Consider the following 14,053-nt stretch of genomic DNA (forward strand, 5'->3'; position numbering starts at 1 on the left):
TGACTAAAATGACAATTATCCAAGAAAAAACCCTCGCCCAAAAAGTCCACGCCGATTTCCCTATCCTCCATCAAACCGTACACGATAAACCCCTTATCTATCTCGATAGTGCCGCCACTTCCCAAAAACCCATTCAAGTATTAGAAACCCTGCGAAACTATTACGAAAAAGATAACGCTAATGTGCATCGGGGGGCGCATACTTTAAGTGTCCGGGCAACGGAAGCCTACGAAGGGGCCAGAGATAAGGTGGCTAGGTTTATTAATGCCGCTTCTCGTCAGGAAATTGTCTATACTCGCAACGCCACGGAAGCGATTAATTTAGTCGCCTACAGTTGGGCATTAAATACCCTGAAAGCAGGGGATGAAATTATTCTCTCGGTGATGGAACACCACAGTAATTTAATCCCCTGGCAAATTGTCTGCCAAAAGACGGGGGCGGTGATTAAATATGTGCAATTAACCAGCGACGAAAGCTTTGATTTAGAACAATATAAATCCTTGTTATCTGAGAAAACTAAATTAGTTGCTGTCCTTCATGTTTCTAATACATTAGGCTGTATTAATCCCGTTGCCGAAATAGTCAGCCTTGCCCATCAAGTCGGGGCGAAAGTATTAATTGATGCCTGTCAAAGTGTCCCCCATTTAGCCATTGATGTGCAGGCCATAGATTGTGATTGGTTGGTGGCTAGTGGTCATAAAATGTGCGCCCCCACCGGTATTGGATTTTTGTACGGCAAAGAGGCGATTTTAGAGGCAATGCCGCCCTTTTTTGGTGGTGGCGAAATGATTGCGGAAGTCTATTTAGACCATTTTACCTGTGCCGAACTGCCCCACAAATTTGAAGCGGGAACCCCCGCTATTGGCGAAGCGATTGCCCTCGGTGCTGCGGTAGAATATTTAATGGGTTTAGGTATGGATAATATTCATGCCTACGAAGAAGAGTTAACCGCCTGTTTGTTCAAAAAATTAGGAGAAATTGAGGGTTTAAGAATTTACGGGCCATCACCTAGTTTAACGGGCCAAGGTCGGGCTAGTTTAGCCGCCTTTAATGTGGAAGGGATTCATGCTAGTGATTTAGCTACTTTATTAGACCACGAAGGAATCGCTATTCGTTCCGGTCATCACTGTACCCAACCTCTACACCGCCTTTTTGATGCTTCCGGCAGCGCGCGGGCAAGTCTATATTTTTATAATACCCGCGAAGAAATTGATAGCTTTATTGTCGCTTTACAGGAAACTATCGATTTCTTTGCCAACTGTTTTTCTTAGGGGTATCTCTAGCCCTTTTCCTGTTCTTAAAGAGTGAAGGAAGTTACTTATTATTATCAAGGAATTTGTCCCGAAACGGGCGAGTTATTGCGCTTGCCCCGCACTCTTTTGGCTGAAAAAATTGCCCGAGATTTGATGACAACTATCACCAATCCTGAAGGCAAAATGTATGGCATTTTGTTAGGAGAAAATGCCGCTGGCGAAATAGAAATTTTAAAAGCTTTTTCTGGACAGGGAGAAGCCACCGGCTGGGTTCCGTCCCTAGTGGGGAGAGAAAAAATTGTGCTGGAAGAAAAGCAAGTTTTGCAACTTTTAGAAACAATTAAACAGGAAATTATCACTTTAAAATCAATTCCCGAACATAATTTATATCGACTCAATCAAGCAAGTTTTGAACGTAAAATCCAAGCTTTACAGCAACAACATCAAAACCATAAACAGGAACGAGATAGATTAAGAAATTTAGGAGATTTAAACTCAGAAGAATTAGAAAAGTTAAATAATCTCAGTCGTCAGGAAAAAAGAGCAAGAAAGCAATTAAAACAGGAACAAAAACAAGTTTTAGAACCCTTAATTGAGAAAATAAACTTAGCCAATCAGAGAATTATTGAACTTAAGCAACAGCGTAGAAACCTCTCCAAACAGTTACAGGAATTGCTGTATCAATCCTACTGTTTAAATAATTTTTCTGGACAATCTCTCTCCTTAGCTAAATTGATGGGCAGTAATTTGTTACCGACAGGAACAGGGGAATGTTGCGCCCCAAAATTATTAAATTATGCCGCTATGAAAGGATTAAAACCTGTCGCCATGGCCGAATTTTGGTGGGGAGAATCGAATCGAGATAGAAAACAGGGAGAATTTTATGGCGCTTGTCAAGAAAGATGTCAACCTCTCATGGGTTTTTTACTCTCTGGTTTACGTTCATCTCTAGAAATTATCTACGAAGACGAGGGAATAATTGCTATTAATAAACCCCCAGGATTATTATCGGTAGCAGGACGTTATCAAGATAGTCAAGATGCTGTGGTTAATCGGTTTCGTCGTCAGGGAAAAAATGTCATTCCCGTTCATCGTTTAGACCGAGAAACTTCTGGTATATTATTACTAGCTAAAAGTTTAGATATTTATCGTTGTTTATCCCAACAATTTCAACGGCGACAAGTGGAAAAAATCTACGAAGCTATATTATCAGAAATTATTGAGCGAGAATCGGGTATAATTGACCTACCTCTCTGGGGAAATCCGCAAAATCGACCCTATCAAACTGTGGACTGGCAAAGGGGAAAACCTAGTCAAACCTATTTTAAAGTTATCGGTAAAGAAGGCAATTATTCTCGCCTCGAATTTATTCCCTACACGGGAAGAACCCATCAAATTCGTGTTCATAGTCAAGCGGGATTAGGGATAGGAATTTTAGGCGATCGCTTGTATAATGGTAAGCAGTCCGACCGTTTGTACCTACACGCTAAACAATTATCTTTTCGTCATCCTCAGACCGAAAATAAACTTGATCTGATCATTCCCACTCCCTTTTGAGAGCTATAAAATCTCAACTTCTTGCGGAGCCAAAAATTTGCTGGCTCTCTTCGGTTTGGTGGGTAAAATGTATTCTAAGATGCAGTTATCCTGGCGAGCGAGTCGAACAAACCACAAAGACACAAAGGACACAAAGATCGCTCTCTCCTATATAAGTTAAACTGATCACACAAAGAATAAGAGAGCCATTTGCTGGCATTGACAATTATGAACTTGCTTTAGGCTATCATCAGGTGGCTGAATAAGACTTTTGCAGGATATCTCTTAAGATGCCTTCGCCCTAATTAAAGGCGGCCTTGATCGCTTTTTACGCTAGATTGTGCTATAATGAGAAGTTGGCATTTTTTAGGCAGAGAGCAGTTACAGGAGGTGAATTAGGTTAATGACCCAAGTGGTAGTTGGTCAGAACGAGGCGATCGAATCAGCCCTACGTCGTTTTAAGCGACAGGTAGCGAAAGCGGGAATTTATGCGGATATCAAAAAGCATCAATTTTTTGAAACCCCTCAAGAAAAGAGAAAGCGTAAAGCAGTAGCCCGAAGACGACAAAGAACCCGTCGTCGTTAAATTCCACCAGTCAGAAGCTGAATAAAGGCTTCTGGCTGTCTTTTATTTTGATCGGGTTTTGGGGGTTGGGAAACAGATTAGGGAGTGGGGGAGTAGGGATAAAACAACTGATGGCTGTCTCTTGCCAGAGTGCCTATCTCTACTGGGAAATTAATTCTGCACGACTACTTAAAACTCAACCCTTTGACCATAACTTAGGAGACTTTGTAGGGTTGCGAGGCGATTTTCCCAGACTTGTATTTGATAGGCAGATAAATCTTTTTGTCTGGACATCACAGATTTAAATTGATAGCTAAATCGCTTTAGAGCATTTTGAGTTAAAGTCAAATTGCGAGGGCTGGGATTATTAGCTAATTGCTCTAATAGATTAGCCATTTCGTCCACTTCTTGCCCCCAAGTTTTTAAGGTTCGCTCCTCCATTGCCCATAAATTATTAACTATTAAAAAACTCCACTCTTGACGCAGAGAATTAAACCGCGCTGCTGCCGTTTTAAAGGGTTGACGGTGGGGTAAAGGTTCAGCTTTTTTCGTAATTATCGATCCCTGAATGCGATTAAGAATTGTTTGCAGGTTGGGATTGAGATTTTCTGTGGCAAAAAGAGCGAATCCCGAAGTGGGAAGATTGCGAATAAATTGTAGTTGATCGATGGTGACTTGATCGGGTACTTTTAACAGACGGATACCGGGTATAATCAGAGCATTTCCTGCAATTTGGCGATCAAATAAAGACTGGGTTTTATCTTCTAAAGTCCCAGTATCGAGAGCATAAGTCATTAAAAATATTATATCTATCCATTGATTTTGTCCCCATTCTTCCCAGTTTTGCTGAATACGATATAACCGTTCTTTTTGTTCTAGGGGAAACACCGCCGCCGACATTTTTAATTGGGGGCGAATCTGTTTTAAACGAGTAGAAACCTGGGAGACAAAAGTATCAACCTGACGGATTTTAAAGCTAGTCCATTGTTCCCATAAAGCACCCCGGGGATTTAAAGTAATGGGATCAACTCCTGTCATTTGTTTAAATAACCAACGGCTGGATTTACCATAACCATAGGTTTGATTAGAATCTTGACTCTGGAAAGGATAACGAATATAATCTAACTGCAAGCCATCCACATCGTAATTCTTGACAATTTCCTCGTAAAGAGATAAAAGATAGTTCTGTACTTCGGGATTAGCAGGATCAAAAAAGGCCTTTTTTGTGCCTTGACTGTAATCAAAAGAACCACCACTTTTATTAGTTGCACCCCAATCGGAATTACGCGATAAAACTGGACCGAGATAATTTAATGGTTGCTCTAATACTTTATTATGAGCTTGATTAGCCGCCGCAAAAACCCACACCCAGGCGTGGATTTCCATATTGCGTTCATGGGCTAATTTAACGGCAACTTTGAGGGGATCCCAACCTCTAGTTAAAGGGTTTTGTTCGGGGGCAACTTGACTGGGATAAATAGTATAACTAGCATTAACTGTCTCGAAAAAGACCACATTAATACCCGCTGCCGCCATGCGATCGAATACTTTAGCTAAATCCTCCTCGTTTTTAGCTTGTACGATCGTGCCTCGATCTAACCACATTGCTCGTATTTCTGGTTGGGCAAATTGTCGATTAGTGGGATAATTATCCCAAAGATTTCGCCGCGCTTGTAACCAATATTCCCGCGCTTGGGTATAGTCCCCCTGAGCGATTAAATTCTGAAAATTATTTAAGGTTCCTTGGGCATTTTCTAGGGCTAAACGGAATCGTCTCGCCCCATCCGAGGTGGGGGAATTTTTTGCCCGATTATGAAATGCTTGTGCTAGGGATTTATCGGTAGTTAAAGTGTTATTATTACTGGCTTCTAAAGCTAAGAGAGTCGCCCCATAACGCCCGATTAATCCCTGCAATTCTGCCGTCATCTGGCTAATTTGTTGAGAAGTTAGGCTCGCTCTGGGGGGAATTGCCTCGGTACTCGGACTTAATCTCGCCGTTTCCCTGGGGGGATTTTCTGCAATCTGGGGTAGAGGGCGACGGGGTGCGGTCGCCATTGGTGTATTATTAATATTATTAACTATTGTTGATTGCCCTTGACAATAGGGCGCAATTGTGCTAGGAGAAGAACTGCGATTAATGCCGTAGCGTTGCAGAGCGGTTTCTAGCCAAGCGCTATCGAGGGCGAGATTAGCCACGGCATCGCTGCCCCAGCGCCAACCGAGAAAGATCGAGTTATTATTGAGGACAACGGCAGGGGGATTATTGCGTGCCCCCCAGACGGCAACGGTTTGGCTATTAATTCCCGTGGGGATAACCACACCACCGAGGAGACTGCTGGCTAAAGGTTTTTGGTTTTTCAGTTCACCTAAATTAGTCGGCCGCAGGGTGTAAGCTTGGGAGTGAGGATAAGCCCAGTAAGCCCCAAATAGCGATCGCAGTTGATTCCGCACAGCAGGTTCCGAAAGATTTCCCGCCGGACCGGTGACGATAATTTTACCACCGCGATTCAGCCAACGACTCAAGACATCAGCTTGTAAACCGGAAATAGTCTCGACGTTGGGGATGATTAGAACCTTAATTTTATTCAAATCCGCGTCGCTTTGCCACTGATTACTCTGGAGAATACAGTAATTAACCCCGACATTTTGCAAACGATTGGTTATATCTGTCCATTGATTGGCATTTTCTTGACTTTTTAACACTGCCACCGGTGTCGCTAAAACTGGGATTGGTAGCAAGACACTCACACAGGACAAAAGACAGACAATTAGGGGCTTGTTAAAAAGATGATCACGACGGAAGGACGATCCCAGCACGTTTTTTTCTCTTAATTTTTTTGGTTAACTCCTCCTGATCTTACCCAACTTAGCCAAAAAATAGTATCTTTGGCAACAAAAATTACGTCTTAGCCGTCCGCAACGGGGTTTTAGGGTTTTAGTTGAGTTTCCCCACTTCCCCATTCCCCCATCTCCCTACAACTGTAAGGACAATTGCCGAAAGTGATCGCCGCGATGTTCAAAACTTTGGTATTGGTCAAAACTAGCGCAAGCTGGGGATAATAACACCACTTTAGCCTCTTTTGCCAGTCCTAATTCAGCCGCACGTTGAACTGCCCTGTCCATCGTCTCTACACATTCATAATCTTGATAACCTGCTGACTGTAAACGACGGGCAAAATCGGCGGCAGCGTCACCAATCAGCAGCACAGTGGCGACTTTTGCCTTAATTTCAGCGATCCAAGCCCGATCATCCCCTGCTTTCGCTTCTCCTCCCGCGATTAAAATCGCTGGACTAGGGACTGATTGTAAACCCACGGCGGCGGCATCGTAGTTAGTTGCTTTACTATCATTAATAAAGTCTAGTCCTTTATAAGTACAAATGTACTCTAGGCGATGGGCAACCCCGGGGAAAGTGGCGATCGCTTCGGTAATGGCTTTTTTCTCGATTCCTGCCAATCTAGCGGCGGCCACAGCCATAAGCAAATTCTGCTGATTGTGACTACCCACCATTTTCAGGAGATTAACCGGGGCAATTAACTCCCCAAAAGCCACGATCCAGTTATCTTGCAGATAAACACCACGACTAGGATCGCCCAAAAGCGCCTCTTTGCCTTTCACAGAAGTCCAGTAAGCTTGTTGCCATTGACTAACACCGATTTGACGCAGATAGGGATCATCACCGTTGAGGATTTGGCGATCGCTTCTTTGCAGTAAAGAGGCTTTAATCTGATAATAATTTTCTAGGGTTTGATGACGACTGAGGTGATCGGGGGTAAAAGTTGTCCAGATGCCGATTTTCGGCGCTAAATCCCGACTGGACTCGATCTGATAACTACTAATCTCCGCAATAATCCAATCGTATTTATCGGCTTTTAAAGCCAATTCACAGGCAGCATAGCCGATATTACCGCAGGAAGGGGCATTTAACCCCGCTTTTTGAAAAATAGCGGCACAGAGGGCGGTGGTGGTGGTTTTACCGTTAGTTCCCGTAATCCCCAACCAAGGGGAAGATTGCAGATAACGCCAAGCTAATTCTAATTCTCCGATCGTCTCGATGCCTTTTTCTCTGGCAGTAATTAAAATCGGGGCATCCCAAGGCACACCGGGGCTAACCACGATAAGATTAGGCAAGTCTGAAGCCTCTAGACTGAGATTTTGACCAAGATTGACCATAATTCCTTCTCTTTCCAGATTGGTTTGCAGTGCTTGTAAACTGGGAGAATCAGAGCGATCGCTTAATGTCACCTGCCAACCATCCCGTTTTAAGCATCTTGCCGCTGCTATTCCCGATCTTCCCAATCCAATAATCGCCGCTTTCGCCATCTTGTTGCCACTCTACTCAAGAGTCAATTTTTCGCAATCTCTATCCTACTGTGGATTGTTACCTTATTTCTGCCCCTAGATCAGCGATAATCTTAGTCTATTCTGTCTGCTCCTTGCAGTATAATAAAATGGAATGCTTATAATTTAGTCCTTAAACTAACAAAAATTAGTATGAATATTCAACTAAAACCAAATCAAGAAAAATTTATCGAAGAACAGTTAAAAAGTGGCAGATTTGATAATGTAGAGCAGCTCATAGATACCGCTTTACACTTGCTGTCCAACATCAATGAAGATTATTTAGAATGGCGAGAAGAAACCGGTCATCAAATTGATATTGCTGTAGCTGAATTAGACAATGGGGAAGGATTAGAGGTCGAAACAGTTATCAACAATATTTTAAAAAAATTTCAGAAAGAGCGTCAATCCTAATCATGAATCGTTATATTATTGCCCCATCAGCCAGTCAAGATTTAAACAAGATTGCTGATTATTTTTTAGCGGTAAACGTGGAAGCTGGGGAAAAACTATTGATAAAATTTTCCCAAAAGTGTCAACAATTAGCACAATTTCCCAATTGAGGACGTAGTTACAGTCATATTAGACCGTCCTTGAGAGGGTTGCCTTTAGATGGATATATTATTTTCTATCGAGTTACTGATGACACAGTAGAGATTTTAAGAATAGTTAGCGGTCGTCAAGACTTAGAAGCTTTATTCTCCGAGATAAAATAAATCCCTAGCAAAAATCCAGCAGAATTGAGCAGACTCCAAGACCTTTCAATTGGCCTGATTGCCTTTCCTAGCTGATGGCTGACGGCTGACGGCCGACGGCTGAATTATAAAACTATTTCCCCTAGGAAAACAAAATTCTCTGACTTGCGTCTAAATCGATAAAATAAATGCAAGTACGATCCCCATAACAAGGCTCCCTATTTATGAATCTAAAATCATCCCTAAAATTTACCCTACTGTTTTCACTTCTGGGGGGTTGTCTCCTGACGACACCCAGTCAAGCAACTCTCTTTGAACAACGAGAAGTTAATCAAGAGGATTTTATCGCTATTGCCCGTCCCTACGGTAACGGTAAATACGATTTGCTGATTTTGCAACAAATTCCCAGAAAACGCCAATGTTGGGCGGTAAATGGCAGAGAACCGACCATTGTTCAGCCTCTCCTCCTCGATTTCGATTTTACCGGCAGTTGTGAACGAGCCACCGACAGTAACGGTTATTCCCTTCGCATTCAGGGCAAAGATTACGGTTTAGAATACCTGCTGCGTATCGTACAACGCAACGGGGAATTAGTCCTCGTGGGAACTCCCCGCAATCCCAGACAATCAGAGGTAATTATTGGACGGACAAAAGGTTTAGGGACCGGTTTAATCCAAATTTATCTCATCGATGGCTGGCGCTTTACTAAACGCAGTCTAGCCGGTCAAAATCTCAGTCATATCTATCTAACTGCCGATAGTCCCAGTTTCAATCCTCCCCCGGAATTACTCGCGGGTAATAGTTATTCCCCCCCCAGAGAATCCGTCAAAGCAGAAACACCGGTTAATCCTTCCGGTGATCCCGAAGTGCGAGAATATACCTTTACCGCTGCAGAAACAGCAGTAGAGAGCAATCCTCAGCCAGTGGCCACTAATCCAGTACCAGAGCCAAATTTAACCCCACCGTCCCCAGTTACCCCTAATTTACCCCCCCTAACTCCTCCCAATTCCCAGAATACTAATGCAATTGTACCACCACCGCCGCCGCGCAACCTAGGCAATCAGAGAAGTTTATCGGATGTGATTACTTTTAATCGACCGGCTGCTAATCCCAGTAGTGGTAATATGAGCAATAGTGGCCGCCAAGGTTTTAAAGTAGTAATTGAAGCTAAAACCGATAGCGATCGCACTAGGGTTCGTTCTCTCTATCCCGACGCTTTCCCCACTTCCTACAAAGGTCGTTCCCTCTGGCAAATAGGCGCTTTTAGCAGTCGTGATAAGGCTGAAAACGCTTTACAAAGTCTTGCTCCCCTGCGCGGATCGATCGTACCATTTTAGCCGTTAAAAATTGTTAGATGCCCCCCTTATTAAGGGGGGATTAAGGGGGGATCGGCCCCCGTTTATCAAGGGGGACGGGGGAGATCAAAGGCAAAATCTATCGTCTATTTAATTATAACCACTTACTTAACTGATAACATGGAAATATCGGAACTAAAAAAAGGTATCGAGATAGTAGGATCGCGCCTGGGTAAAACCCAGGACTATCTTTGACTTACCCACTTTAAAGGCCAAAATTAAAGACTTAGAACAGGTGGCAGCCGTCCCCACTTTTTGGGATAATCCCGATACTGCTCAAAAAACCCTGCAAGAACTAAACGAATGTAAATCTTCTTTAGAAACCTATCAGGGTTGGTGTGAACAATTAGAAGATACTAAGGCAATTATCGAGTTATTAGAATTAGAATCCGATCGAACTTTACTAGAAGAAGCAACGGACAATTTAACTCATTTACAGCATGACCTCGATCGCTGGGAATTGCAACAGCTTTTAAATGGTCCATACGACGCAAAAGGAGCGGTTTTAACGATTAATGCGGGGGCCGGGGGAACCGATGCCCAAGATTGGACAGAAATGCTCCTGAGAATGTATTCTCGCTGGGCCGAGAAACAGGGTTATAAAGTCACTTTAGCAGAAATATCAGAAGGAGATGAAGCGGGAATTAAATCGGTGACAATTGAAATTGCTGGAACTTATGCTTACGGTTATCTAAAAGGAGAAAAAGGCACCCATCGGTTAGTCAGAATTTCCCCTTTTAATGCTAATGGTAAACGTCAAACCAGTTTCGCTGGGGTGGAAGTGATGCCAATTTTGGGCGATGATGCGGTGAGGGTAGAAATTCCCGATAAAGATTTAGAAATTACCACCACTAGATCGGGGGGAAAAGGTGGACAAAATGTTAATAAAGTGGAAACTGCCGTGCGTGTAGTTCATCTTCCCACAGGTATCGCTGTACGTTGTACCCAAGAGCGATCGCAATTACAAAATAAAGAAAAAGCCCTAGCTTTATTAAAGGCGAAATTGTTAATTATTGCTCGGGAACAACAGGCTCAAGCGATCGCTGAAATTCGCGGCGATATGGTGGAGGCCGCTTGGGGCAATCAAATCCGTAACTATGTTTTTCATCCCTATCAATTGGTTAAGGATCTCCGTAGTAATGTGGAAACCACCGATGTTACTGGGGTAATGAATGGGGATTTAGATAGCTTTATTGAAGCCTATTTACGTTTAGGGGGGAACAGTGCGGGTTATACTGATTCCTAAGATGAGAGCAGCTCTATTTTCTTACAAATTCTGTTCTTATGCTATTTGTCCTCTACTAAGAAGAAAAATCAATGGTTATTATCGAGATTACCAATGTGGAAGAAATATTGAGCGCAAAAATTGGCTCTTTCGCTGCTAAAATCGTCCAAGCTCTAGCAGATGATGAGGGGAAAGTGGAAGAGGTTCTCATCAAAGAATTACAGGCTAATTTTCAGGAAAGGGGGATTAAAGCTAATCTGTTTAGCGTCACTGGGTTAGATATGCTCGGCAATGGTAGGCTAGAAGTTAACGTTAATGTTCGTTCTGCGAATATGATGTCCTAAGAGAAGATAAAATCGCCAAAGGTTGGGTTAAATATAGTTAAACCCAACCTTATTTTGGTAGTTACCATCAAAAGCAATGGCAACGAAGCTTGAGGTTATAATAAACCAACAAAATGTAACGGTCCTTGACCGGTAATTAATTCGATAATAATTGCCAGAAAACCGATCATCGCTAATCGACCATTCCACACCTCGGCTGCCGTTGTCATCCCCCATTCCCAACGTTCCTGGGGATACATTTTCATATTCGCTTTCGGATGGGTAATTTGCTCGAAAGTGGTGGGTTTTTCCTCTAGGGATTTGACCACTAACTGGGAGAGAGATTCGATAAACATCGGGTGAGTGTTAAGAGCCGGTACTCGCTGAAAATGTTCAATTCCCGCTTCTTCCGCCACTTCTCGGTACTCTATATCGATTTCTTGCAGGGTTTCGATGTGTTCCGAGACAAAGCTAATCGGCACGACCAATAAATTCTTAATTCCCTGCTCTCCCAACTCTTTTAAAGCATCTTCAGTATAGGGTTTTAGCCATTCCACCGGACCGACGCGACTTTGATAGGCTAAAGTGTACTGATTGGGTCGGTTTAGAGTACGCATGATCGCCCTAGTACATTCTTCAATTTCCCTTTGATAGGGATCTCCCGCTTCCTCCACATAACTTTGGGGGACACCATGGGCGCTAAAAAAGATATGTACTTGGTCAGGATTAGCACACTGTTCTAACTCTCGCGCAATCAGATCGGCCATAGCACTCAGATAAGTGGGATGATCGTACCAAGAGGGGATGAGAGTATATTCCGTTAAACGCAGATAGGGATCCTGCTGCCACATTTCCTCCAGCACACGAAAACTGGAACCACTGGTGCTGATGGAAAATTGGGGATAAAGGGGGAGAATAACTAATTTTTTGATATGATCCCGTTTAATCCGCTCGATCGCTTCTTCGGTGAAGGGATTCCAGTAACGCATCCCGATATAAACGCTCACCTCGCGGCCCATTTCCGCGAGACGTTGTTGCAGTGCCGTGGCCTGTGCTTCCGTAATCTTGAGTAAAGGGGAGCCACCACCAATCTGACGGTAATTTTCCTGGGATTTACTCGCTCTTAGCGTCGATATTAACCAAGCTAACGGTTTTTGTAATCCTTTGATCGGTAAACGGATGATCTCTGGGTCAGAAAAAAGGTTAAATAGAAAAGGACGCACATCCTCTAACCGCTCCGGCCCACCCAAATTTAATAATAAAACGCCAACGCGACCCATAGTGTTAACAGATAATTTTTAAATTTTCAGATTCTTTACCAAGTTTAACAATATATCGGTGGAACCGTTAAAACAAATTACAGGCTACAGAGAACTTAATCAAATTTTGGAGGTTGATCTTGGCTACTATTTTACGTCCCCTCAGTTATCAATATCAATGGCTTTACGATGGTATCTCCCGTCTGGCTGCCCTAGCAGTGGGTGGGGAGACCCGTTTTCGGCAATTGGCTCTAGAAGGTTTAAAAATCGCTAAAAATGACCCTATCCTCGATCTCTGTTGTGGTGCGGGTCAAACCACCCGTTATTTAGTCCCCCTATCCGATCGCTGTACGGGTTTAGATGTCTCTCCCCGGGCCCTGGAGCGAGCTAGTTTAGCGGTACCGCAAGCGCATTATGTGGAGGGATTAGCCGAAAAAATGCCCTTTAGTGCCGGAGAATTCGCCCTTGTGCATACTAGCGCCGCTCTCCACGAAATGGAACCAGAGCAGTTAGAGGAAATCCTTAAAGAAGTGTATCGAGTTCTCAGACCGGGGGGAATTTTTGCCCTCGTGGATTTTCATCGACCCACTAACCCGCTTTTTTGGCCTTCTTTAGCCCTATTTTTGCAATTATTTGAAACCGATACCGCTTGGCAGTTTATCGATAGCGACCTGATCCAATCTTTACAGGCGATCGGTTTTCGTGATTGTCAACAAAAATTATACGCTGGTGGTAGTTTACAGGTGATTCAAGCGGCCAAGTGAAGAGATAGGCCAGGCAAGATTTTCAGGGGCTGTCGGTCATTTATACTGAATAAGGCAACGGTTTTTTAATCAAGCTGAGTTCGATCGACTCGCTGCCAGTTATTTTTGAGAAGTTAATGACTAGAGCAAAAATTCTACAACCCGATTTAATTTTAGGGGATACGATTCTCGGTCTCACTCTGGAGATTTTGAGTCAGCATCAGATTAAGGGATTGATTCTCGATGTGGATGATACCCTTGTTCCCCTCCAGGAAACGACGGTTTCTGACGATTTACAGCGTTGGGTCGATTCCTTGCGTCTTTATCTACCGATTTGGTTGGTCAGCAATAATCTGAGTGAAAATCGCATCGGTGCGATCGCTGATAATTTACAACTTCCCTACCTTCTCGGTGCGGTGAAACCCTCTCGACGCAAACTCCGGCAAGCGATGGCAGCCATGAGTCTCCCCCCCCAACAAATTGCTATGGTTGGCGATCGCTTGTTTACCGATGTTTTAGCGGGAAATCGTCTGGGAATGTTTACCATTCTGGTGAAACCAATGGTAAATCCCTTGACGGGGGGGGCAGCTTATCCAATCCACGATTTTGAGGTGTGGATATCACAAATTCTCGGCGTTTCCCTCCATCCGCAGCATTACTTCATAAAACCTGACCAATCCTCACAAAAGTAAATATTAAAAAATACTTAAGTATAGAGGTAAATGGCGAAAAGTAGAAAATACTATATATGATTTGAA

General features: G+C 43.3%; 12 protein-coding genes and 1 pseudogene. 10 read left to right on the forward strand and 3 right to left on the reverse strand.

What is annotated here, in order from left to right; all coding sequences use genetic code 11:
* Window positions 1-8: 8 nt before the first annotated feature.
* The 3 genes from H6G40_RS02120 (at window position 9) to rpsU (ending at window position 3,375) form a co-directional block, all read left to right on the forward strand.
* The gene (locus tag H6G40_RS02120) at window positions 9-1,271 is read left to right on the forward strand and encodes a SufS family cysteine desulfurase (protein WP_069474260.1); all 1,263 of its coding nucleotides are present in this window, start codon (window positions 9-11) and stop codon (window positions 1,269-1,271) included.
* A gap of 33 nt (window positions 1,272-1,304) precedes the next feature.
* The gene (locus tag H6G40_RS02125) at window positions 1,305-2,810 is read left to right on the forward strand and encodes an RluA family pseudouridine synthase (RefSeq protein ID WP_069474261.1); all 1,506 of its coding nucleotides are present in this window, start codon (window positions 1,305-1,307) and stop codon (window positions 2,808-2,810) included.
* A gap of 382 nt (window positions 2,811-3,192) precedes the next feature.
* Complete coding sequence (gene rpsU, locus H6G40_RS02130) at window positions 3,193-3,375, forward strand: 30S ribosomal protein S21 (RefSeq protein ID WP_002738938.1); 183 nt, start codon at window positions 3,193-3,195, stop codon at window positions 3,373-3,375.
* Window positions 3,376-3,543: 168 nt separating this feature from the next.
* Here rpsU and H6G40_RS02135 read toward each other — a convergent pair whose 3' ends face one another.
* A complete protein-coding gene (locus H6G40_RS02135; RefSeq protein WP_069474262.1) occupies window positions 3,544-6,171 on the reverse strand; it encodes a glycoside hydrolase family 10-like protein in 2,628 nt (875 codons plus the stop codon).
* Between the two features lie 156 nt (window positions 6,172-6,327).
* On the reverse strand, window positions 6,328-7,677 hold the full coding sequence (gene murD / locus H6G40_RS02140; protein ID WP_002739189.1) for a UDP-N-acetylmuramoyl-L-alanine--D-glutamate ligase: 1,350 nt from the start codon (window positions 7,675-7,677) through the stop codon (window positions 6,328-6,330).
* A 171-nt stretch (window positions 7,678-7,848) separates the two neighbouring features.
* Here murD and H6G40_RS02145 point away from each other — a divergent pair, with 171 nt between their 5' ends.
* The 5 genes and pseudogenes from H6G40_RS02145 to H6G40_RS02165 all read left to right on the forward strand — a co-directional run bounded on the left by H6G40_RS02145 (window position 7,849) and on the right by H6G40_RS02165 (window position 11,314).
* On the forward strand, window positions 7,849-8,109 hold the full coding sequence (locus H6G40_RS02145; RefSeq protein WP_002739380.1) for a ribbon-helix-helix domain-containing protein: 261 nt from the start codon (window positions 7,849-7,851) through the stop codon (window positions 8,107-8,109).
* Window positions 8,110-8,111: 2 nt separating this feature from the next.
* Window positions 8,112-8,411, forward strand: a pseudogene (locus H6G40_RS02150) (type II toxin-antitoxin system RelE/ParE family toxin).
* Between the two features lie 203 nt (window positions 8,412-8,614).
* Window positions 8,615-9,727, forward strand: a complete 1,113-nt coding sequence (locus tag H6G40_RS02155; RefSeq protein WP_002738458.1) for a DUF3747 domain-containing protein — start codon at window positions 8,615-8,617, stop codon at window positions 9,725-9,727.
* Between the two features lie 138 nt (window positions 9,728-9,865).
* A protein-coding gene (gene prfB, locus H6G40_RS02160) for a peptide chain release factor 2 (protein WP_190537196.1) occupies window positions 9,866-10,991 on the forward strand; the annotation gives its coding sequence in 2 pieces (ribosomal slippage) (window positions 9,866-9,937 and window positions 9,939-10,991; 1,125 coding nt in all).
* Between the two features lie 71 nt (window positions 10,992-11,062).
* Entirely contained in the window at window positions 11,063-11,314 is a 252-nt protein-coding gene (locus tag H6G40_RS02165) for a hypothetical protein (protein ID WP_002739055.1), read from the forward strand.
* 95 nt (window positions 11,315-11,409) lie between these two features.
* Here the strand turns inward: H6G40_RS02165 and hemH are convergent, their stop codons facing one another.
* Window positions 11,410-12,573, reverse strand: a complete 1,164-nt coding sequence (gene hemH / locus H6G40_RS02170; protein WP_002738693.1) for a ferrochelatase — start codon at window positions 12,571-12,573, stop codon at window positions 11,410-11,412.
* Between the two features lie 119 nt (window positions 12,574-12,692).
* On the opposite strand from hemH, the gene H6G40_RS02175 reads away from it, so the two are divergent.
* Both H6G40_RS02175 and H6G40_RS02180 read left to right on the forward strand, forming a co-directional pair.
* Window positions 12,693-13,316, forward strand: a complete 624-nt coding sequence (locus tag H6G40_RS02175; protein WP_190537198.1) for a class I SAM-dependent methyltransferase — start codon at window positions 12,693-12,695, stop codon at window positions 13,314-13,316.
* 116 nt (window positions 13,317-13,432) lie between these two features.
* The gene (locus tag H6G40_RS02180; protein ID WP_002747783.1) at window positions 13,433-13,987 is read left to right on the forward strand and encodes a YqeG family HAD IIIA-type phosphatase; all 555 of its coding nucleotides are present in this window, start codon (window positions 13,433-13,435) and stop codon (window positions 13,985-13,987) included.
* Window positions 13,988-14,053 lie beyond the last annotated feature (66 nt).

Origin of the sequence: Microcystis viridis FACHB-1342, from assembly GCF_014698335.1 — a bacterium.
GTDB classification, from domain to species: Bacteria; Cyanobacteriota; Cyanobacteriia; order Cyanobacteriales; family Microcystaceae; genus Microcystis; species Microcystis ichthyoblabe_A.